The sequence below is a fragment of the Iamia sp. SCSIO 61187 genome (assembly GCF_019443745.1).
Classification (GTDB): domain Bacteria; phylum Actinomycetota; class Acidimicrobiia; order Acidimicrobiales; family Iamiaceae; genus Iamia.
On the sequence record NZ_CP050948.1, the window covers coordinates 5,097,177 to 5,115,948 of the forward strand.

19 protein-coding genes and 1 pseudogene are annotated in these 18,772 nt (G+C 73.9%); 5 read left to right on the forward strand and 15 right to left on the reverse strand.

Translation table 11 applies throughout. The features are described 5' to 3' along the window. Window positions 1-149 precede the first annotated feature (149 nt). The 5 genes and pseudogenes from rpsR to panB form a co-directional block, all read right to left on the reverse strand. Window positions 150-404: pseudogene (rpsR, locus tag HC251_RS26125) on the reverse strand (30S ribosomal protein S18); the annotation flags it as partial. Further along, window positions 404-934: a single-stranded DNA-binding protein gene (ssb, locus tag HC251_RS24545; protein WP_219943244.1), complete on the reverse strand. Its 531-nt coding sequence runs from the start codon at window positions 932-934 to the stop codon at window positions 404-406. The pseudogene rpsR and the gene ssb, both read right to left, overlap by 1 nt. A gap of 18 nt (window positions 935-952) precedes the next feature. Beyond that, window positions 953-1,300: a 30S ribosomal protein S6 gene (gene rpsF, locus HC251_RS24550; RefSeq protein ID WP_219943245.1), complete on the reverse strand. Its 348-nt coding sequence runs from the start codon at window positions 1,298-1,300 to the stop codon at window positions 953-955. A gap of 242 nt (window positions 1,301-1,542) precedes the next feature. Continuing rightward, the gene (locus tag HC251_RS24555; RefSeq protein ID WP_219943246.1) at window positions 1,543-2,199 is read right to left on the reverse strand and encodes a DUF192 domain-containing protein; all 657 of its coding nucleotides are present in this window, start codon (window positions 2,197-2,199) and stop codon (window positions 1,543-1,545) included. A gap of 221 nt (window positions 2,200-2,420) precedes the next feature. After that, complete coding sequence (gene panB / locus HC251_RS24560) at window positions 2,421-3,302, reverse strand: 3-methyl-2-oxobutanoate hydroxymethyltransferase (RefSeq protein WP_219943247.1); 882 nt, start codon at window positions 3,300-3,302, stop codon at window positions 2,421-2,423. A gap of 138 nt (window positions 3,303-3,440) precedes the next feature. Here panB and HC251_RS24565 point away from each other — a divergent pair, with 138 nt between their 5' ends. Then, the gene (locus HC251_RS24565) at window positions 3,441-3,629 is read left to right on the forward strand and encodes a hypothetical protein (protein ID WP_219943248.1); all 189 of its coding nucleotides are present in this window, start codon (window positions 3,441-3,443) and stop codon (window positions 3,627-3,629) included. Here the strand turns inward: HC251_RS24565 and HC251_RS24570 are convergent. Both HC251_RS24570 and HC251_RS24575 read right to left on the reverse strand, forming a co-directional pair. Next, complete coding sequence (locus HC251_RS24570) at window positions 3,626-5,839, reverse strand: transglycosylase domain-containing protein (protein ID WP_219943249.1); 2,214 nt, start codon at window positions 5,837-5,839, stop codon at window positions 3,626-3,628. The two genes, HC251_RS24565 and HC251_RS24570, sit on opposite strands and share 4 nt — an antisense overlap. Window positions 5,840-5,944: 105 nt before the next feature. Beyond that, on the reverse strand, window positions 5,945-6,361 hold the full coding sequence (locus tag HC251_RS24575; RefSeq protein ID WP_219943250.1) for a DUF5318 family protein: 417 nt from the start codon (window positions 6,359-6,361) through the stop codon (window positions 5,945-5,947). 138 nt (window positions 6,362-6,499) lie between these two features. Here HC251_RS24575 and HC251_RS24580 point away from each other — a divergent pair, with 138 nt between their 5' ends. Beyond that, window positions 6,500-7,261, forward strand: coding sequence for a class I SAM-dependent methyltransferase (locus HC251_RS24580; protein ID WP_219943251.1), 762 nt, complete (start codon window positions 6,500-6,502; stop codon window positions 7,259-7,261). A gap of 44 nt (window positions 7,262-7,305) precedes the next feature. Then, a complete protein-coding gene (locus HC251_RS24585; RefSeq protein ID WP_219943252.1) occupies window positions 7,306-7,617 on the forward strand; it encodes a hypothetical protein in 312 nt (103 codons plus the stop codon). A 67-nt stretch (window positions 7,618-7,684) separates the two neighbouring features. Here HC251_RS24585 and HC251_RS24590 read toward each other — a convergent pair whose 3' ends face one another. The 8 genes from HC251_RS24590 to HC251_RS24625 all read right to left on the reverse strand — a co-directional run bounded on the left by HC251_RS24590 (window position 7,685) and on the right by HC251_RS24625 (window position 17,168). After that, window positions 7,685-8,065 carry a type II toxin-antitoxin system death-on-curing family toxin gene (locus HC251_RS24590; protein ID WP_219943253.1) on the reverse strand — a complete coding sequence of 127 codons (381 nt, stop codon included), beginning with the start codon at window positions 8,063-8,065 and terminating at the stop codon, window positions 7,685-7,687. Next, complete coding sequence (locus tag HC251_RS24595) at window positions 8,062-8,259, reverse strand: ribbon-helix-helix protein, CopG family (protein WP_219943254.1); 198 nt, start codon at window positions 8,257-8,259, stop codon at window positions 8,062-8,064. The genes HC251_RS24590 and HC251_RS24595 overlap by 4 nt, the downstream gene beginning before the upstream one ends. 47 nt (window positions 8,260-8,306) lie before the next feature. Then, window positions 8,307-9,863, reverse strand: coding sequence for an acetolactate synthase large subunit (locus HC251_RS24600; RefSeq protein WP_255566545.1), 1,557 nt, complete (start codon window positions 9,861-9,863; stop codon window positions 8,307-8,309). Window positions 9,864-9,898: 35 nt separating this feature from the next. After that, the gene (locus HC251_RS24605) at window positions 9,899-11,305 is read right to left on the reverse strand and encodes an FAD-binding oxidoreductase (protein WP_219943255.1); all 1,407 of its coding nucleotides are present in this window, start codon (window positions 11,303-11,305) and stop codon (window positions 9,899-9,901) included. A 58-nt stretch (window positions 11,306-11,363) separates the two neighbouring features. Next, window positions 11,364-13,595, reverse strand: coding sequence for a hypothetical protein (locus tag HC251_RS24610; protein WP_219943256.1), 2,232 nt, complete (start codon window positions 13,593-13,595; stop codon window positions 11,364-11,366). A 68-nt stretch (window positions 13,596-13,663) separates the two neighbouring features. Continuing rightward, the gene (locus HC251_RS24615) at window positions 13,664-15,136 is read right to left on the reverse strand and encodes a hypothetical protein (RefSeq protein ID WP_219943257.1); all 1,473 of its coding nucleotides are present in this window, start codon (window positions 15,134-15,136) and stop codon (window positions 13,664-13,666) included. Next, window positions 15,136-15,639 (reverse strand): RNA polymerase sigma factor, encoded by a 504-nt coding sequence (locus HC251_RS24620; protein ID WP_219943258.1) that lies wholly within the window; start codon window positions 15,637-15,639, stop codon window positions 15,136-15,138. The genes HC251_RS24615 and HC251_RS24620 overlap by 1 nt, the downstream gene beginning before the upstream one ends. A 113-nt stretch (window positions 15,640-15,752) precedes the next feature. After that, window positions 15,753-17,168, reverse strand: a complete 1,416-nt coding sequence (locus HC251_RS24625; RefSeq protein WP_370651324.1) for a CCA tRNA nucleotidyltransferase — start codon at window positions 17,166-17,168, stop codon at window positions 15,753-15,755. 101 nt (window positions 17,169-17,269) lie between these two features. Between HC251_RS24625 and HC251_RS24630 the strand changes: the two genes are divergently transcribed. Beyond that, the gene (locus tag HC251_RS24630) at window positions 17,270-17,890 is read left to right on the forward strand and encodes a helix-turn-helix domain-containing protein (protein WP_219943260.1); all 621 of its coding nucleotides are present in this window, start codon (window positions 17,270-17,272) and stop codon (window positions 17,888-17,890) included. Next, the gene (locus HC251_RS24635) at window positions 17,887-18,669 is read left to right on the forward strand and encodes a hypothetical protein (protein WP_219943261.1); all 783 of its coding nucleotides are present in this window, start codon (window positions 17,887-17,889) and stop codon (window positions 18,667-18,669) included. The genes HC251_RS24630 and HC251_RS24635 overlap by 4 nt, the downstream gene beginning before the upstream one ends. Window positions 18,670-18,772 lie beyond the last annotated feature (103 nt).

Consider the following 18,772-nt stretch of genomic DNA (forward strand, 5'->3'; position numbering starts at 1 on the left):
TCGTCGGTCGTCACGTCGAGCTCGCCCTCACCGTCGCGCCCGCTGGGCGGCGGCGCGGTCGGGCGCGGCATGGGACCGTCGGGACGCAGGCCCCGCTCGCCCCGCTCGCCGCGGTCGCGGCCCCCGCCACCCCGCTGCTGGGTGATGCGGTTGGTGTACGGCAGCAGGGCCATCTCGCGAGCGTTCTTGATCGCCATGGCGACCTCGCGCTGCTGCTGGGCGCTGTTGCCCGTGACCCGGCGGGCCCGGATCTTGGCCCGGTCGGACATGAACCGCTTGAGGAGGTTCACGTCCTTGTAGTCGACGTAGTCGACCTTCTCCTGCGACAGGACGCTGATCTTCTTCTTGCCGCGCCGGCCGGTGTCCTTGTTCTTGCTGCCCCGCTTGGGCTTCTGCTGTGCCATCAGAACGGCTCCTCATCCATGTCGTTTCCGCCGCCACCGCCGGAGCTGCTGCCCCGGTTGCCGCCACCGGCGCCACTGCTCTCGTCGCGGTAGCCGCCGCCACCACCGCCGCGGTTGCCGCCGCCGCCACCGCCGCCGTAGCTGCCGCCACCGCCGCCGTCGCTGCTGCGCTCGTTCTTGGTGACCTGGGCCGTGGCCCAGCGCAGGCTGGGGGCGATCTCGTCGGCCACCACCTCGACCTTGGAGCGCTTGTCGCCGTTGTCGGTCTCCCACGAGCGCTGCTCGAGGCGACCGCTCACGACGACGCGGGTGCCGCGCCCGAGCGACTCGGACACGTTCTCGGCCATCTGGGCCCAGCACTTGACGTCGAAGAAGGAGACCTGCTCCTCCCACTCGTTGGTCTGGCGGTTCTGCCAGCGGCGGTTGACGGCGAGGCCGAAGGTGGCCACCGCCTGCCCGCTCGGGGTGAACCGCAGCTCGGGGTCACGGGTGATGTTGCCCGTGAGGGTCACGCTGTTGTCGTTTGCCATCGGTCGTTCCTCCGGCCTCTAGGCCTCGGCCGCAGCCGGGGCGGCCTGCTCGCCCATGAGGCCGCGTCGGGCGGCCTCACCGTCGGGCAGGCGGATGAGCTTGTGGCGGACGACGTCGTCCGCGAGCCGCAGTGTGTTCTCGAGGCGGTCGAGCGCGCCGGGCTCGGCCAGGATCTCGAGCACCACGTAGAAGCCCGTGCTCTTGTGGTCGATCTCGTACGCGAAGCGCCGAGTCCCCCACTTGTCGGTCGTGGCGGTCTCGCCGCCGGCTTCGGTGATCTGCGCGTGGATCCGGTTGATCCCTTGCTGCACCGTGGATTCATCGAGGTCACCGTCGAAGATGACCATCAGCTCGTACGCTCGCATGGCGAGTCAGCACCTCCCTCTGGACCCGGGCGACCGGGGCGCCGGTCGGTCCGGCGCAGGGTTCGTTTGGAACCGCGCGATGCTAGGGGCCGCCGGGCCGCGACGCGAAGTCCGCCTCCGCCGGTGCGTCCCGCCGGGGGCGCCGTCCTCCGCCTGGGGCGGTCCGATCCTGTCCATGGGCCCATCATGCGCGAGGGGTGCGACAGTGGAGCGGCGGGAGGCGGCGCCGGGGTCGGGTGGGGTCAGTCCGCGGCCGTCCGCGGCGAGCAGGCGCCGCCCACCTCGAGGCGGGCGTCGGAGCCCTCGGCGAGGCCCAGGGGGGCGAGGCCGCCCTGCTCGACCTCGAGGGCCATCCGGTAGGGCCCCTCGGCCGGGTAGGACGGGCAGGCGTCCTCGGCCGGCGGGCAGGGGTCCATGTCGGCGGTGCTGACCACGGCGCCGTCGGCGTCGAGGTAGGCGATCGACAGCGGGAGGAGGGTGTCCTCCATCCAGAACCCGCCCTCGGCCTCGTCGTCGAACCGGAAGAGCATCCCGTCGTAGCCGCCGAGGTCGGTGACCTCCATCAGGCCGCGCTGGCGCTGGGCCGGGGTGTCGGCCACCAGCACGCACAGCACGACGGGCTCGCCGTCGGGACCGTCGACGATGCGGACCTCGACCTCCCCGAACCCGGGGATCTGGGTGCGGCCCTCGGCGAAGGGCCCCTCGACCGGCGGGAGCGTCGCGTCGGCGGGGGCGGGGCCCGAGGTCGACAGCGGGGTGGTGCCGGAGTCGTCCCGCTCGGTCGTCGTCGACGGCGTGTCGTCGGCGGCGGACCCGTCGCCGCCGCACGCTCCGAGCAGGATGGACACGACGAGCACGGCCAGCAGCCCGCCCCTCCGTCGCCGCCGCCGGTGGATCACCGGCCCATCATGCCCGGCCCGGCCCCGAGGCGGCCCTCGGTCGACCGGTTCTGTCGCGCTCAGGCGTCATCGGTGAGCGCCTGCCGCGACAGAACGGCGCCGACCCGCCGGCCGACCGGTTCTGTCGCGCTCAGGCGTCGTGGGTGAGCGCTGGCCGCGACAGAACGGGACCGACCCGCCGGCCGAGCCGTTCGCCAGACGTCCAGGTCTGCGTCCTGGGCTCAGCCGTCGGCGCCGTAGAGGCCCAGGGTCTCGGCCACCGCGGCGGAGAGGTGGTAGCTCTCGTCCGGGCCGGGGAAGGCGCCGGTGCGGACGTCGTCGGCGAAGCGGCCGATGGCGGCGGCGGAGTCGGCGCCGACGTCGGCGTAGCGGCGCACGAACTTGGGCGCCATGCGCTCCTCGATGCCGAGGACGTCGTGGTACACGAGGACCTGGCCGTCGCAGTGCGGGCCGGCGCCGATGCCGATGGTGGGGACATCGATGGCGTCGGTGACCATCCGGCCGACCTCGTCGGGGATGCCCTCGAGCACCACGGCGAAGGCGCCGGCGTGGGCGAGGGCCTTGGCCGCCCCGACCAGCTGGGTCGCGGCCTCGCTGGTGCGGCCCTGGACCTTGAACCCGCCCATGGCGTGCACCGACTGCGGGGTGAGGCCGATGTGGCCCATCACCGGGATCTCGGCGTCGACCAGGGCCTCGACCATGGGCAGCCGCTTGCGGCCGCCCTCGAGCTTGACCGCGCCGGCGCCGGCCTTGATCAGCTGGGCCGCGTTGCGCACCGTGTCGGCCCGGTCGACGTGGTAGCTCATCCACGGCAGGTCGCCCACGACCAGGGCCGACGGCTTGGCCCGGGCCACGGCCGCGGTGTGGTGGGCCATGTCGTCGATGGTGACCTGGAGGGTGTCGTCGTAGCCGAGCACGACCATGGCCAGGCTGTCGCCGACCAGGATCATGTCGACGCCGCCGGCGTCGGCGATGCGAGCGCCGGGGGCGTCGTAGGCGGTGACCATGACGAGCGGGTCGGCGCCGTCGCGCACCTTCCGGGAACGGATCGCGGGGGCGGTCACAGGACGACGGCGAGTGCCGTCACCGGTGGTGGGGGCCATGGGGCGTCTCCTCGGTTCCGTCCAGCGCCTGGTGGCTGCCAGCGGTCGGTCGAGAGCGTATCGACCACCCGGGACAACACGCCACCCGTGCCGCCGTGTTCCCGACCGGACCGTCGAACCCCGTTAGCGTCGGGTCCGATGGAACGTGGCTCCTGCGACTCCTGCGGCGAGGTCGACTGCGACGACCTGCTCGCCCTCCACCGCCTCTACGTCACCCCGGAGGCGTGGGACACCGACGGCTCGGTCACCCGGGTCGACGAGGTCGAGCGCTGGTGCGCGGCCTGCCGGGCCAACTACCCGCACGAGCCGGCCGGCGCCGCCTCCTAGCCGTCGGGCGCGGCCAGGTCGCCGTCGCCCCCGGCGCCCTCGGGCACGACCGGGTCGGTCGGCACGACCGGCTCGGTGGGCTCCACCTCGGCCGGCGCCGTGTCGGTGACCTCGGGCTCGGTGCTCGGCACCGTCCCCGTGCCCCCACCCGTGCCGCCGGTGCCGCCCCCGGTCGACCCCGAGCCGGACCCCGACGCGGGCACGTAGGACTCCTGCAGCTCGACGTCCCACGGCCAGCCGAACTCGAGGTCGGCGGGCTCGGGGAACTCGGCGACGGGGGTGTCGGCGGTGGCCAGCTCCATGAAGCGCCGCCAGATCCGGGCCGGGAACGTGCTCCCGGACACGGTCTCGCCGCGCAGCTGCTCCATGGGCCGGTTGCCCTCCGGGTAGCCCATCCAGAAGGCGGCCGTGAGCGTCGGCGTGTAGCCCACGAACCAGGCGTCGCGGTTGTCCTGGGTGGTGCCGGTCTTGCCCGCCGCGGGTCGGCCGAAGTCGGCGTCCTCGCCGGTGCCGTGGTCGATCACCTGCTGGAGGGCGTGGGTGACCCGGGACGCCTGGTCGACGTCGAGGACCTGGGTGCGCTGGGCGCCGAACTCCTCGATGACGTTGCCCTGGGCGTCCTCGACCCGGGTGATGACCCGGGGGTCGATGCGGGTGCCCTGGTTGGCGAAGGTGGAGTAGGAGGCGGCCATGTCGAGCACCGAGACGTCGCCGGCCCCCAGCACGAGGGACGGGAAGGGTTCGGGGAACTCGGCGGTGACGCCCAGGTCGTGGGCCATGTCGATCACCGCCTGGGGTCCCAGCTCGATCATCATCTCGGCGTAGGCCGTGTTGGCCGAGCGGGCGGTGGCCTCGGTCAGGGTGGTCACGCCACCGCAGCAGCCGCCGCCCACCAGCCAATCGGCCCCGCCGTTCGCACCGGGGAACACCGCGCTCGAGGGCGAGTGGATGAGCGACTCGACCGAGTAGCCCTGCCGCATGGCCTCGGCCAGGGCGAAGGCCTTGAACGTCGACCCCGCCTGGCGACCGCTGCCGCCGCCCTCGGTCCCGACGGCGAGGTTGACCTTCTGGGTGGCGAAGTCGGTGCCGCCGACCATGGCCCGGACCTGGCCGGCGTCGTCGATGGCCACGAGCGACCCCACCGGGTCGCCGGGCTGGTTCAGCGTCTCGGTCACCGCCGTGAGGGCGTGGCCCTGCATGGTGCGGTCGAGGGTCGTGTACACCCGCAGACCACCGCCGAAGACGGTGTCGTCGCCGTAGCGCTCGGCCAGCTGGGCCCGGACGTACTCGATGAAGTAGTCGCCCTGCACCTGCGACACGAGGGGGTCGACCTCGACGCTGTTGGACGCCTCGTAGGGGATCACCCCGCCGAAGAGGTTCATCTCGACGGCGTCGGCCTCGTCGCGCTCGTCCCGGGTGATCTTGTCCTCCTCGAGCATGGCGTCGAGGACGGTGCGGCGGCGGCGCTTGGCCTCCTCCGGGTCGGTGTAGGGCTCGGCCCGGTGCGGGGAGCGGATGAGCCCGGCCAGCAGGGCGGCGTCGGCCAGGACGAGGTCGCCCACGTCCTTGTTGAAGTACACCTGGCTGGCGGCCTGGACGCCGTAGGCGCCGCGGCCGAAGTAGATGGTGTTCAGGTAGTTCTCGAGGATCTGCTCCTTGGAGATCTCCTGCTCCAGCTTGATCGCCATGACGGCCTCGCGGATCTTCCGCGTGAGGGTCCGCTCGTCGGTCAGGTAGACGTTCTTGACGTACTGCTGGGTGATGGTCGAGCCGCCCTGGCGCGACGCCGAGTTGCCCATGATGTCGGTGTAGGCGGCCCGGGCGATGCCGAGCGGGTCCACGCCGCCGTGCTCGAAGAAGTCCCTGTCCTCGGCGGCCACGACGGCGTCGATGAGCACGTCGGGCATCTGCTCGAGCCGCACGTTGACCCGGTCCTCCTCGCCGTGGAGGGTGGCGGCGGCGTTGTCCTCGTCGCACTGCCCGGGCAGCACCTCGGAGGTGCAGATGAAGGTCGTCTGGGCCTCGACCGGCGGCTCGGTGGGCAGCTCGACCCGGGACACGACGAAGCCGGCGCCGGTGACGGCGACGATGGCCATCAGGGTGGCCAGGTAGAACAGCCGGCGCCACCGCCAGAAGATGTTGCGCCGCCTGACCTCGCCCGAGCGCGTCGTCTTCAGGTTGTGGGCCGGGATGGGTCGGTTGCGGAGCATGAGGAGGGGCGGCGCGCCGACGCGAGGGGGCGGGCACGGCCGGCGGGAGAGCCTACCGGGGTCCCTCCGGCGGAGTCCCGTCGCGGCGCCGGTCCGCGGGGCGGCTCAGGGGGCGGCGCGGCGGGCGGCGTCGCCCCGGCCGAGGACCCACGTCCGGGCCAGGTGGTTCCACCCGCACCCGGGGCAGACCTCCACCACGTAGCAGGTGAAGGTCCCGGACCGGCGGGCGAGGGCCTGCAGCTCGGACCGCTTGGTGATGCACCGCCCGAACGCCGGGAGGCGGGGCCCGAACACGTAGCTGACGAGGTGGAGCTTCTCCTCCTCGCAGATCGGGCAGTCGACCTGGGTGGCGTCGCCGACCTCGCGCGCGGCGCGCATCAGCTCGGGGTGGGCGTCGCAGATGTCGGTGCGGGCCAGGCGGCCGCGACGGTGCTCGGCGATCAGGTGGCGGCGGGCCAGGCGGTAGTCGATCTGGCCACCGCCCGATCCCGACCCGCGCATCTCGTCGGGGCGGAAGGGCACCCGACGAGGCTACCGAAGGGCACCGGGCCCGCGACGCCGGTGACGACGCCGACCGGACGGGACCGCCGGCGGCGCGGTCGCCGCTCCGGGGTCGGGGTCATCCGCGGCGGCCGGGGTCGGTCGGGCGAGACTCGGAGCATGACCGACGCCCCCCCTGGCCGCGCCTGGTCGCGCCCGACCGCGGCCGGCCCCGACGGCCAGACGCTCCCCACCGACGTGGCCACCTACGGCCCCGGCCTCCCCACGGAGGCCGAGCTCCGCCTCCTCGGCTCCCTCGAGGGCAAGCGGGTCCTCGACCTCGGGTGCGGGGCCGGCCACGCCGCCGTCGCCTTCGCCCGGGCCGGGGCCAAGGTCATCGCCGTCGACCCCTCGGCCGACCAGCTCGACATGGCCCGCGACGCCGCCGACCGGGCCGGGGTGAAGGTCGAGCTGGTGCAGGCCGGCCCGGCCGAGCTGGCCTTCGTGCGCGGCGACGGCATCGACCTGGCCTGGTCGGCCTACGCCCTGGCCGAGGCGCCGGACCTGGACCGGGTGTTCCGCCAGGTGCACCGGGTGCTCCGCCACGAGGCCCCGATCGTCTTCGCCCTTCCGCACCCGGCGTTCACCATGTTCGTGGCCGGGCGCCAGAGCCTGGAGGGATCGACGGGGTCGCCGCCGGTGCCCCGGCGGACCTACCACGACGCCACGCCGTACACCGTCGACCGGGGGGGCGACCGGGTCACCGACACGCCCCGCACCATCTCGACCCTGTTCACCTCGCTCACCCGCATCGGGTTCCGGGTCGACCACCTGCTCGAGCCGCCGGCGCAGCGCGACCAGGTCCCCGCAGGGGCGTGGGTCGAGGCCATGGCCTGGGTGCCGCCGACGCTCGTCCTGCGGGCCCGCAAGCAGGGCATCTGACGGCATCCGCGGCGGCAGTCCCCGTCACGGGGGAGACTGGGGCCGTGGCCGAGCCGGTCGGTGACGACGAGACCTTCAGCCGCGGCATCGAGCAGGCCCGTGCCGCCCTGGGCCGACCGGCGCCCACCCGCCGCCGGCCCCGGCCCCGCGCCGTCCCCGAGCCCGACGCCGCCCCCCCGGCCCGGCGGGCGCGCCCCCGGGCGGTGCCCGAGCCCGGGCCGGTCCCCGAGGTCCCCGAGGCGACCGACGACGACGAGCGCGACGCCCGCATCGCCGAGCTCGAGGCCGAGAACGCCCGCCTGCGCGCCGCCCTCGCCCGCATCGCCGAAGAGACCGGCCAGGCCCTGGAGGATTGATCCGACCGGCGCCAGGCAGGTTCGCTGAGCCGAGCGAGGACTCGCACGAGAGGCGGGCGTCGGCGCGTCAGCGCACGTCCTCGACGAGAGCTGCAAGGCGGGGTGCAATGTCGGCGATCTCGCGGAGCTCGCCCCGGGCGACGGCGATCACCAGGTTGTAGGCCTCGTCGTTCGTCCCGACCATTCGGTGGCCGTTGACGGCGTAGAAGACGCTGGTGGCGGCCAGGCCGAGCCGCTTGTTGCCATCGACCAAGGCGTGGTTCTGCACGATCGAGTGGAGGAGGGCGGCCGCCTTCTCGTGGATGCTGGGGTAGGCGTCCTCACCGAACACGGTCGCCTGCGGCCGAGCGACGGCAGACTCGATGAGACCGAGGTCTCGCACCGGCACCTCCCCGCCCAGGACCCGGGACGCTATGTGCAAGACCTCCTCGATGGTGAGGTGGATCACCGACCCAAGCGCTCCAAGGCATCGGCGTACCGCTCGAGGGTGTCGTCGATGGCGGCGTCGATCAGGTCGCCACGGGATCGTCGCGCGATGTGCTCCCGGATCGCCTCGCGCGCGAAGTCCTGCATGGATCGCTGCTCGCGCTCGGCCTGGCGGCGCAGGGCCGCGGTCTCGTCGTCGGTCAGGCGCAGGGTCATGGCCATGCCGAGATGGTACCGCCGGTGATACCGCCGATGCCTGTCGGTTACAGGGTCGGCGGGAGCATGGCCTCGACGAGGGCGGGGCCGGGGATGGCCAGGGCCCGCTCGAGGGCGGCGGTGAAGCCCTCGGCGTCGGTGGCCCGCTCGGCGGGGACGCCCAGGCCCTGGGCCACGGCGCAGAAGTCGGTGGTCGGGTTGGTGAGGTCGAGCATCGACAGGGCGGCCGGGCCCGGGTCGGTGGCGCCGACCCGCTGGAGCTCCATGTTCAAGATGGCGTAGCTCTGGTTGTTGAGCAGGATCGTGGTGACGTCGAGGCCCTCGCGGGCCTGGGTCCACAACGCCTGGATCGTGTACAGCGCCGAGCCGTCGGCCTGGAGGTTGATCACCTTGCGGTCGCCGGCGGCCACCGCCGCGCCGGTGGCGACGGGCATGCCCTGGCCGATCGAGCCCCCGGTGAGGGTCAGCCAGTCGTGGCGGGGGCAGCCGGCCGTGGCCCCCGCCACGAACAGGCCGGCGGTGTTGCCCTCGTCGGAGACGATGGCGCCCTCGGGCAGCAGGTGGCCCAGGGCCTCGGACATGGTCTGGGCGGTGAGCTCGCCGGTCGGGGCGTCGGGGCGGACGGCAGCCTGGCGCTCGACCTCGGCGGGGGCGCCGAGGGCGTCGGCCAGGGCGACGAGGGCGGCCACGGGGTCGACGCCGCCCTCGTCGATGTGGTGGACCTGGCAGCCGTCGGGCACCAGGACGCTGGCCTTGCCGGGGTAGGCGAAGAACGACACCGGCTCCTTGGTGTCCACCACCACCAGGTGGCGGAGCCCGGCCAGCTGCATCTCGGCGAACTCGGCCAAGTAGCCCAGCCGGTCGATCGGTGGCAGGCCGGCGCCACGGGCCAGCCGGGCCGGGAACGTCTCGCACAGCAGCTTGGCGCCGCTGCCCGCTGCGGCCCGGGCCGCGGCCACCAGCCCGGCCTCGTCGCTGACCACCCGGCCGCCGACGAGGAACCCGGCGGGCTGGCCGTCCCGGAGGGCGGCGGCGACGGCCTCGATGCGGTGGGGCAGGGGCGCGCCGGCGGCCGCGGGGGCGGTGGGCTCGGCCGGCCCTCGGGCCTCGGACCAGGACACGTCGGCGGGGAGGATCAGGGTGGCCACCTGGCCCCGGCCCTCCCGGCTGGCGGTGACGGCGTCGGCGGCGTCGGCGGCCACGCTCTCGCTGCCGGTCGAGGTGCGGACCCACCCCGACACGGCCCGGGCGACGGCCTCGATGTCGCTCTCCAGCGGAGCGTCGAGCTGCTTGTGGGGCAAGGCGTGGTCGCCGACGATGTTGACGATCGGCGTGTGGGCCCGACGGGCGTTGTGGAGGTTGGCCCAGCCGTTGGCCAGGCCCGGTCCGAGGTGGAGCAGGGTGGCGGCGGGCTTGCCCGCGACCCGGGCGTAGCCGTCGGCCGCGCCGGTGACCACGCCCTCGAACAGGCCGAGGATGCCGCGCATCTCGGGGACGTCGTCGAGGGCGGCGACGAAGTGCATCTCCGACGTCCCCGGGTTGGTGAAGCAGACGTCGACGCCGCAGCTCACGAGCGTGCGGATGAGGGCCTGGGCTCCGTTCACCGGAGTCCTCCTTGGGTGGTGTGGGGGTCCGGCACTCAGCCCGGCTCGACGTCGAGCAACGTTCCGGGGTTCAGCGTGCCGTGGGGGTCGAAGGCGGCCTTGATCCGCCGCATGAGGGCGATCTTGGCCGGATCCTCCAGTTCGAGGAACAGGTGCTGCTTCTCGGTGCCGATGCCGTGCTCGCCCGAGATGGCGCCCCCGACGTCCATGCCGGCCTGGAAGACCTGGCGGAGCGTCTCGCGGCGCACGTCGGCGTCGGCCTGGAAGATCGACAGGTGGACGTTGCCGTCACCGGCGTGGCCGCAGCCGGCGATCCACGACCCGCTGCTCGACGCGATCTCCGACACCCGGCTCAGGTACTCGGGGATGCTGGCCCGGGGGACCACCACGTCGAGGATGTCGTCGGCCCCGTTGGCCTTGGCCACCCAGAACGCCTTCTCGCGGGCGTCGATGAGCCCGGCGCCGGCCGACGGGGGCAGCACGTAGACGTCCAGGGCACCGGCCCCGCCCATCATCTCGGCGACGAGCGCCGTGTCCTCCTCGACCCGCTCCTCGGTGCGCGCCTCCACCACGATCACGAGGTAGGCGAGGGCGGTGTCCTTGATGTCCTGGGGGATGCCCAGGTCGAGGCCGACGAAGGCGGTGGCCGCGGCCATCGTCATCAGGTCGATGTACTCGAGGATCATGGGCCCGACGCCGCTGCGCACGACCTCGGGGACGACGCGGGTGACCTCGTCGAGGGTGGCGAAGGGCGCCAGCACCGTGGCCGAGTGGGGCATCCGGGGGTGGAGCTTGAGCGTCACCTCGGTGACCAGGGCGAGGGTGCCCTCCGAGCCGACGATCAGCTGGGTCAGGTCGTAGCCGGAGGTGGCCTTGACGACCTTCCCGCCGGTGCGGATCACCTCGCCCGAGGGGAGGACGGCCTCCAGCCCGAGGACGTGGTGGCGGGTGACGCCGTACTTCACGGCCCGCATGCCCCCGGCGTTGGTGTTGACGTTGCCGCCCAGGCTGGCGCTGTTCTCGCCGGGGAACACCGGGTACACCAGGCCGTGGGGCGCCAGGGCCTCGTCCAGCTCGGCCAGGGTGATGCCGGGCTGGACCACGGCCATGTGGTTCTCGGTGTCGATCTCGAGGATCGCCCGCATCCGGTCGAAGGCCACGACCACGCCGCCCTCGACGGGGATGGCGGCACCCGACAGCCCGGTGCCCGACCCCCGCGCCGTCACCGGCACCCGGGCGTCGTCGCAGCGGCGCAGGACCTCGACGACCTCGGCCGTCGTCCCCGGGCGCACCACCGCCGACGGGGTCACCCAGGTCGCGGTGAGGGCCTCGTCGTGGGTGTCGTCCTCGCCGATGGCATCGCCGCTGGTGATGTGGTCGGCCCCGACGACGCCGGCCAGATCGGCCAGCAGCACGTCGGTGTCGGAGGTGGTGGCAGCCATCGGTCCCCCTGGACTCGGCTCGGCGCGGTCACCGGATGATGGCACGGCCTGCGCGCCGCTACTCCAGGTCCCGCGTCATGGCGGTGAAGTCGAGGGCGAGGGAGGCGTCGCCGGCGGCGAGGGCGAAGGTCTGGTCGAGCCGCTCGGTGGTGCCCCACGGCGACTCGTGGCGAGGGTGGTCGGCGATCGGGACCTCCTCGCCGGCGACGGTGAACGCCCCCTCCGAGCCGAAGGTGACCACGCCGGACGACGGGGACTCCCACTCCACGGTGAAGCCGTCCTCGGTCCGCTCCACGACCGGCTCGGACGTGGTGACGGCGGCGACGAAGTCGTCGAGCGAGCCGTCGTCGTCGGTGCCGACCTCGACGATCCAGACGTTGTCCGGCCCGCCCTCGGCGACCAGGTCGAACGGCTGGGTCATGCCGTCGGTGGCCACGACGGCCGGGTCGTGCTCGCGCCACGTCGGTGCCCGCCACGACCAGAGGCCGATGAACCCGCCCCCCTTGCGGGCGATGGTCCAGTGGCCCTCCTGGGTCACGGCGTCGAAGCGGTCCTGCGGGACGTAGGCGTGGGTGAAGGGCTGGTAGCCGAACACCGACCACAGGAGGGGGTCGGTGCCCTCGTCCCAGGCCGGCTGGTAGATGTGGATGGCGGTGCGCTCGTGCTGGGCCGACCGGGGCATCGACGCCTCGCCCGTCCAGTACCCGGGGTCGGCATCGTCCCGCCACTCGGTGCTCTGCTCGACGTCGGTCACCGGGTGGGTGGTGAACACCAGGGCGTCCGCGTCGACCTGGGCCTTCCAGGCGTGGACCTGGTCCCGCATCTCGCCGAAGCGGTGGTCGAGCACCGACGCCAGCGACACCGCGGGGTGGCGCCAGGCGTAGGTGTTGGCCTCCGAGAGGAAGCCGAAGTTCACGACGGCCCGGCGCTCGCGCACCCACTCGCGGATGCGCTCGGGGTCACGGCCGTTGAGGTCGGCCAGGACCTTGATCTCGACGAACAGCTCGGTGTCCCACAGCCGGTGCTCGGTGGCCTCGGCCACGCTGACCCGGGTGGTCTGCCACATCCCGACGGCCCCGAGCGACCACCAGAAGGGCATGGTGGCCGGGTCCTCGAAGTCGTAGCCGAAGGGGGCCTCGACCTCGTCGGTGATCTCGGCGCCGGCGTCGACGTAGATGCCGTGGCGCTCGCGGACGACGCTGGTCTCGGTCGACGTCGCCACCTCGACCAGCGCCTGCGGGACGCGGTAGCGCTCGGCCGCGGCCAGGTAGGTCGCACCGGTGTCGGTGGTCGACCGGTAGTCGAACGCGGTGTCGTCGAAGAGGAGCTTGGCCGAGCCGAAGGTGGCCTCGTGCCGGGCCGTCATCTTGTCCTTCTTGTAGGTCCGCCCGTGGGGTGCGGCGTAGCTGCCCTCCTGGAGGTGGACGGCCACGTCGGCCAGGCACAGGTCGAGGGTCATGGCCGCGGCGGCGACGACCTCGGCGTCGTCGGCCAGCTCGACCAACGTCACCAGCGGCGTGATGTTCTTCAGCATGTAGACGTTGCTGTGCCACTCGAAGAAGCCGAAGCGGGACCGCTCGTCGATCCACTCGAGGATGGGCTGCCGGGAGCGCTCGAGGTGCTCGGCGCCGCTGAGGCCGGTGACGGTGAAGGTGTCGTCGGGCCACCACTGGCCGGCCAGGTACTCGTCGGTGAGCGTGATGAGCCGGTGGTTCTCCGACCAGTACCAGAGGTTGTCGAGGCGGTCGTCGGGCAGCGGGTCGTCGTAGCGGTAGCGGTTGGCCACGAACCGCTCCCGGATGGCGTCGAGGACCGGCTGCGGCAGCGACGTCATGTCGGTGTCGCCCCGCCCCAGCGCCCACAGCCAGTGGAGGTACATGAGGTCGAAGTCCCGGGTGTCCTCCCAGTCGTCGATCTTCTGGAGGACCTCGGCCAGCGAGTCGACGCTGACGTCGTCTCGTCCCCAGGTGTAGGCGTCGTCGCGACGGGCCCGGACCAGGTGGACGGCGATGCCGGTGGGGTTGTCGGGGTGCTCCTCGCCCCCGGCGAAGGCGAGGTAGGCCTCGACCCGCTCCTGCCACAGCTCCTCGTCGATCAGCCCCGCCGAGCCCGGCGCCGCGACCACGGCCGCAGCCTCGTCGCGATCGTCCGCCCCTGCGGCGTCACCGCCGCCGCCCTCATCGTCGCCGCCACCGCTGTCATCGCCGGACGAGCAGGCGGCGGCGAGGGCGACGAGACCGGCGGTCCCGGCCGCACCGAGAAGGAAGCGACGACGATCGAGCGGCGACACGGATCCCCCTGGACCAGCCGGTGACGAGCAGCCGACGGTACCAGCGCGAGCGCCCGGGCCCGGCTCGCTCAGCTGTGGCTGCCCATGCCCGTCACCCGCGCCTCGGCGAGGACCTCCTGCCCGACGGCACCGGTCCCGACCCCGACGACCATGTCCTCGTAGAGGCAGCGGGTACCGGGCGACGGCGTGCAGGGCGGTGGGTCGGTGGAGTCGACGTCGATGCGGAGCCGATCGTCCGTCCCTTCGGGCGGGCCCAGTACGACGCTGGCGTCGAGGAGGATCAGCCCCTCCGCGGCGAGCTCGCTCACGCCCGCGCCGGAGACCTCCATGGTCAGCGACGTCCGGAGGGCCTCCCAGCGGTCGCGGGCGACGAGGTCGGCCCCGTCCGCCGCCAACGGGAGGGTGACCCGCCAGCCGTCGCGCTCGAGGAGCAGATCGGTCGTCCCGGCCTCATCGACCACCTCCGGGCCCCGCGGCGGGCCCGGGGTCACGGGGGTGAGCGTCACCGTGTGGACCGTCTCCTCACCGTCCACCCGGGCCCGCGCCGAGACCGCGAGGATCTGCCAGCCGAGACCGACCGGGAGCTCGACATCGACGTCGTCGCCCGTCGGCAGGGGGATCAGCAGCACCTCGGAGAGCGGCGGGCGCTCCACACCGTCGACAGCCTCGATCCTCACCTCGGCGACGAGCGCCTCGGCCGCCGCGGCGGGCCCGTCGACCTGGACCAGGACCGTGCCGTCGGCGAAGCAGCGCCACGGCGGGGGCGGCGACGCGCAGCCGGCGATGAGGCCGCCCCCCGACCAGGTGACGCTGACGCCGGCGCCGCCGGCCCCTCGGAGGCGGCGAGAGGCGGAGATGACCGTGACCCCGGGGCCCCGCAGACCGATCGGCCCCTCGGGGCTGACGTCGAAGGCGAGGCCGCGACCCAGCTCGGCGATGGCGCTCGCCGGGAGGTCCTCGTCGCCGCCGTACGCCGTGGCGACCACCATGGTCGCCAACCACCCGTGGTGGGCGACCGCCACCGACGTCAGATTGCCCTCCCGCACGACGGCGCGACCCTCGCCCAGATCCTGCTCGACGGTGGCCCCGGCCGTGACGAGGTCGGCGATGGTGCCGCGCTGGAGCTCGACGCTCCGGGGGTCGGGGAGGCCGTCGAGATCGAGGCTCACGAAGCCACCCTCCGGCTCGTGGGCGGAGGGGCCGGGGACGACCACGTCGACCCGGGTGCCGTCGGGCAGGAGCAGGCCCTCGCCCGGCGGGGCCGGCACCGTGCCGCCGACGTCGCTGACGCCGCGCCCGGCGGCGACCTCGTGGGCCGGGCCGGCATCACGGGTGGACGCGACCAGACCGGCACCGACGGCGAGGGCGGCGAGCACGGCGGCCGCCGCGAGCCACCGCCCGCGGGCCCGCTCGCGGCGGCGGGCGGGCCCGGTGATGTCGGGCGGTCGGGTCAGGTCGCGATCGAGAAGGTCTTCGACGAGGTGCTCGCACGCCTCGGCGGTGCGGCGGAGTCGGGCCTCGACCTCGGTGGTGGTGGGCATCAGCGGTCCTCCTCGTCGGCGAGCGTCGAGGCCAGGGCGGCCAGGGCGCGGGTGTGGTGGGTGCGGGCGGTGGGCTCGGCGATGCCCAGGACCCGCGCCGCGCTGGCCACCGTCTCGCCGGCGAAGTACACGAGCACCACGACCTGGGCCTGGCGCTCGGGCAGCGAGCGGACGGCATCGAGCACCTCGACCGAGGCGTCGTCGAGCGTCGCCTCGGGGGTCGGAGCGAGCGGCCGTGCCCGCCGGCGGGCGCGGGTGCGATGGGTGCTGATCGCCAGGTTGAGAGCCACGCGACGCAGCCACAGGTCGGGCCGGTCGTAACCCCCGACCCGGTGCCACTCGCGCTGGGCCCGGGCGAAGGCCTCGCCGACGATGTCCTCGGCCGCCGCCCGATCCCCTCCGGTCAGGGGGACGACGGTGCGCAGCAGGTCGCGCTGGCACGCCCGGAAGACGTCGTCGATGTCCGCACGGGGCGGAGCGGCGGTGGGTTCGACCTCGACCATCTCCCCCTCACACGCCCCGGCCCCCCGGAACCGTGACATGGCGTCAGGTCTGTTGCTGGGCCCACGTCCTCCGACCCCGCCCACCACCCTGGAGGCGCACCAGGAGTGGGGCCCTACGGGCGTGCATCCCGCTGCTCCGACCACCAGGTGTCGAGGCGGGCGCCGGCCTCGTCGGGGTCGAGGGGGCCCTCCTCCATGCGGAGCTCGAGGAGGAACGCCAGGGCCTGGCCCACGATCGGGCCGGGCGGGACGCCGAGGCGGTCCATGACCGCCTGGCCGTCGAGGTCGGGCCGGATCGCCTTCAGCTCCTCCTCGGCCTCGAGGACGGCGATGCGCTCCTCGAGCTCGTCCATGCGGGCGGCGAGGGTGCGGGCCTTGCGCTGGTTGCGCGTCGTGCAGTCGCAGCGGGTCAGCTCGATGAGCTGGGGCAGGAGGGGCCCGGCGTCGCGGACGAACCGGCGCACGGCGGCGTCGGTCCACCCCAGCCGGTAGGTGTGGAACCGCAGGTGCAGGAACACCAGCTGGCTGACGGCCTCGATGTCGTCCTTGCTGTAGCGCAGGGCCTGCATCCGCTCCCGGGTCATGCGGGCGCCGACCACCTCGTGGTGGTGGAAGCTGACCCCGCTCCCCTTGTCGAACGAGCGGGTCTTGGGCTTGCCCACGTCGTGGAAGAGGGCGGCGAGGCGGGTGATGCGGTTGGGCTGGCCCTCGTCGTCGACGGCGCTGACCTTGCCGACCACCGCGATGGTGTGGGCCAGGACGTCCTTGTGGCGGTGGATGGGGTCCATCTCCAGCCGCATGGCGGGCAGCTCGGGCAGGAACTGCTCGGCCAGACCGGTGTCGTTCAGGAACCACAGCCCGGCGGCGGGATCGTCGACGACGATGAGCTTGTCGAGCTCGTCGCGGATCCGCTCGGCCGAGACGATCTCGAGCCGGGGGGCCATGGCCTCGACGGCGGCGACCAGCTCGTCGGTCGGGGTCAGGCCGTAGCCGGCGATGAAGCGCGCCGCCCGCATCATCCGCAGGGGGTCGTCGGAGAACGACTCCTCGGGGGTGAGCGGCGTGCGGAGGATCCCGGCGGCCAGGTCGGCGGCGCCGCCGTGGGGGTCGACCAGGCGGGGCTCGGCGATGCCCACCTCGAGCGCCATGGAGTTCACGGTGAAGTCGCGGCGGGCCAGGTCGTCGGTGACCGAGTCGGAGAACACCACCTGCGGCTTGCGGCTGTCGTCGCTGTAGGCCTCGGCCCGGTGGGTGGTGATCTCGTAGAGCCGGCCGCCGATCTTGCAGCCGATCGTGCCGAAGCGGGCGCCCTGCTCCCAGACGGCCTGGGCCAGGGGTCCGACCACGGCGAGGATCTCGTCGGGGCGGGCATCGGTGGTGAGGTCGAGATCGTCGGCCCCGCGGCGCTCGACGCCGAGGAAGTGGTCCCGGACCACCCCGCCGACCAGGTACAGGCGGTGACCGGCGGCGACGAAGGCGTCGGCCAGCGGCCGCACCTCGTCGAGGGTCGCCTGGAAGCGGTCGGGGATCACCCGTCCACGGTACCTGCGGGCCCCGTCGCGCCCCGAGGCCGGATCGGGCCAAGGATGGTGCCTGGCACCGTCCGTGCATTGACAGGACTTCCTGTCCATTGGAGGATGGGCCCGTTCCGCCGCCCACCGTCGCCCTGCTCGAGGACCCCGAGCGGGTGCGGCTCGCCCTCTCCCCCCTCCGACGGGAGCTCCTCGAGCGGTTCCGCCAGCCCGCCTCGGCCAGCCAGGTCGCAGCCGCCCTCGACCTCCCCCGCCAGCGCGTCGGCCACCACGTGCGGGCCCTCGAGGCCGCGGGCCTGCTCGAGCTGGTCGAGGAGCGCCCCCGCCGGGGCTGCACCGAGCGCATCCTCCGGGCCCGGGCCGACGCCTTCGTGGTCGACCCGTCGGTCCTCGGCGCTGGCCCGACCTCCGACGACCGCCACGCCGCCGAGCACCTCATGACGGCCGCCACCGGCGTGGTGCGCGACGTGAGCCGGATGCAGGCCGCCGCCGCCGAGGAGGGCACGCGCCTCTTGGCCTTCACCCTCGAGGCCGAGGTCGCGTTCGCCGCCCCCGCCGACGTCCCCCGCTTCACCGACCGCCTGGCCGAGGCCGTCGCCGCCGTCGTCGCCGAGTTCCACGACCCCGACGGCCGGCCCTACCGCGTGGTCGCCGGCGGGCACCCCGCACCTGCCCCTGTCCCTGCCCCCGCGTCCCGCCCCCCCGAGGAGACCCCGTGAGCCGCGAGCCCTACCTGTCCGTCACCGTGGCCGCCTCGGCCGACGCCGTCTGGCACGCCCTGCGGGACCCCGACGAGATCCTCCGCTGGTTCGGCTGGGAGCACCCGGGGATCGAGGACGAGATCGCCCTCATCTTCCACGGCGACGTGCCCGCCGGCACCGAGCTCCCCGAGGGCCTCGACCCGTCCATCGAGGTCGACGATGCCGCCCGCACCCTCCGCACCGGCGCCCACCTCATCGAGGTCCGCGACGCCTCGGGCCAGGCCGTCGTGCGGGTCACCCGGGTGATCGACGTGGGCGACGCCGGCTGGGAGGTGTTCCACGCCGAGATCGACCACATCGAGGAGGGCTGGCTGACGTTCTTCCAGACCCTCGCCTTCGCCGCCGCCCACCACCCGGGCCAGCCTCGCCGGACGGCCTTCGCCATGGGCCTGCTCCCCGGGGCCGACCCGCTGGCGACGCTCGGCCTGGCAGCGGTGCGAGACGTGCCGGTGGGCGAGCGCTACGAGGCCACCTTGGCGACGGGTGACGCTCTCGCCGGCACGGTGTGGTTCCGGTCCGAGCGCCAGGTCGGCCTCACCGTCGACGGCTGGGGCGACGGCCTCCTCGTCGCCGCCGCCCAACCGGGCGGCACCGACGAGAGCAGCTCGGCCATGGCGATCGCCTCGACCTACGCCCTCGACGACGCCGCCGTGGCCGCCCTCGAGACCCGCTGGGCGGCTTGGTGGGCCGAGAACACCGTCACCCCGCCAACAGCCGAGACGGCTGCCGAGGCCTGAACCGGGCATCACCCGGAGCCGGACGAGACGAGCCCAGACGACGCCCGCCCACCCATGAGGTGGATGGCCCGCACCGGGGTCCGGCCCGGCGCAGCCGCAGGGG

Bases quoted from the DNA above. Each gene is read 5' to 3' on its own strand.
- ssb (WP_219943244.1), bottom strand. From the start codon at position 934: ATGGCAAACGACAACAGCGTGACCCTCACGGGCAACATCACCCGTGAC.
- rpsF (WP_219943245.1), bottom strand. From the start codon at position 1,300: ATGCGAGCGTACGAGCTGATGGTCATCTTCGACGGTGACCTCGATGAA.
- panB (WP_219943247.1), bottom strand. From the start codon at position 3,302: ATGGCCCCCACCACCGGTGACGGCACTCGCCGTCGTCCTGTGACCGCC.
- HC251_RS24565 (WP_219943248.1), top strand. From the start codon at position 3,441: ATGGAACGTGGCTCCTGCGACTCCTGCGGCGAGGTCGACTGCGACGAC.
- HC251_RS24570 (WP_219943249.1), bottom strand. From the start codon at position 5,839: ATGCTCCGCAACCGACCCATCCCGGCCCACAACCTGAAGACGACGCGC.
- HC251_RS24580 (WP_219943251.1), top strand. From the start codon at position 6,500: ATGACCGACGCCCCCCCTGGCCGCGCCTGGTCGCGCCCGACCGCGGCC.
- HC251_RS24595 (WP_219943254.1), bottom strand. From the start codon at position 8,259: ATGACCCTGCGCCTGACCGACGACGAGACCGCGGCCCTGCGCCGCCAG.
- HC251_RS24605 (WP_219943255.1), bottom strand. From the start codon at position 11,305: ATGGCTGCCACCACCTCCGACACCGACGTGCTGCTGGCCGATCTGGCC.
- HC251_RS24615 (WP_219943257.1), bottom strand. From the start codon at position 15,136: ATGCCCACCACCACCGAGGTCGAGGCCCGACTCCGCCGCACCGCCGAG.
- HC251_RS24620 (WP_219943258.1), bottom strand. From the start codon at position 15,639: ATGGTCGAGGTCGAACCCACCGCCGCTCCGCCCCGTGCGGACATCGAC.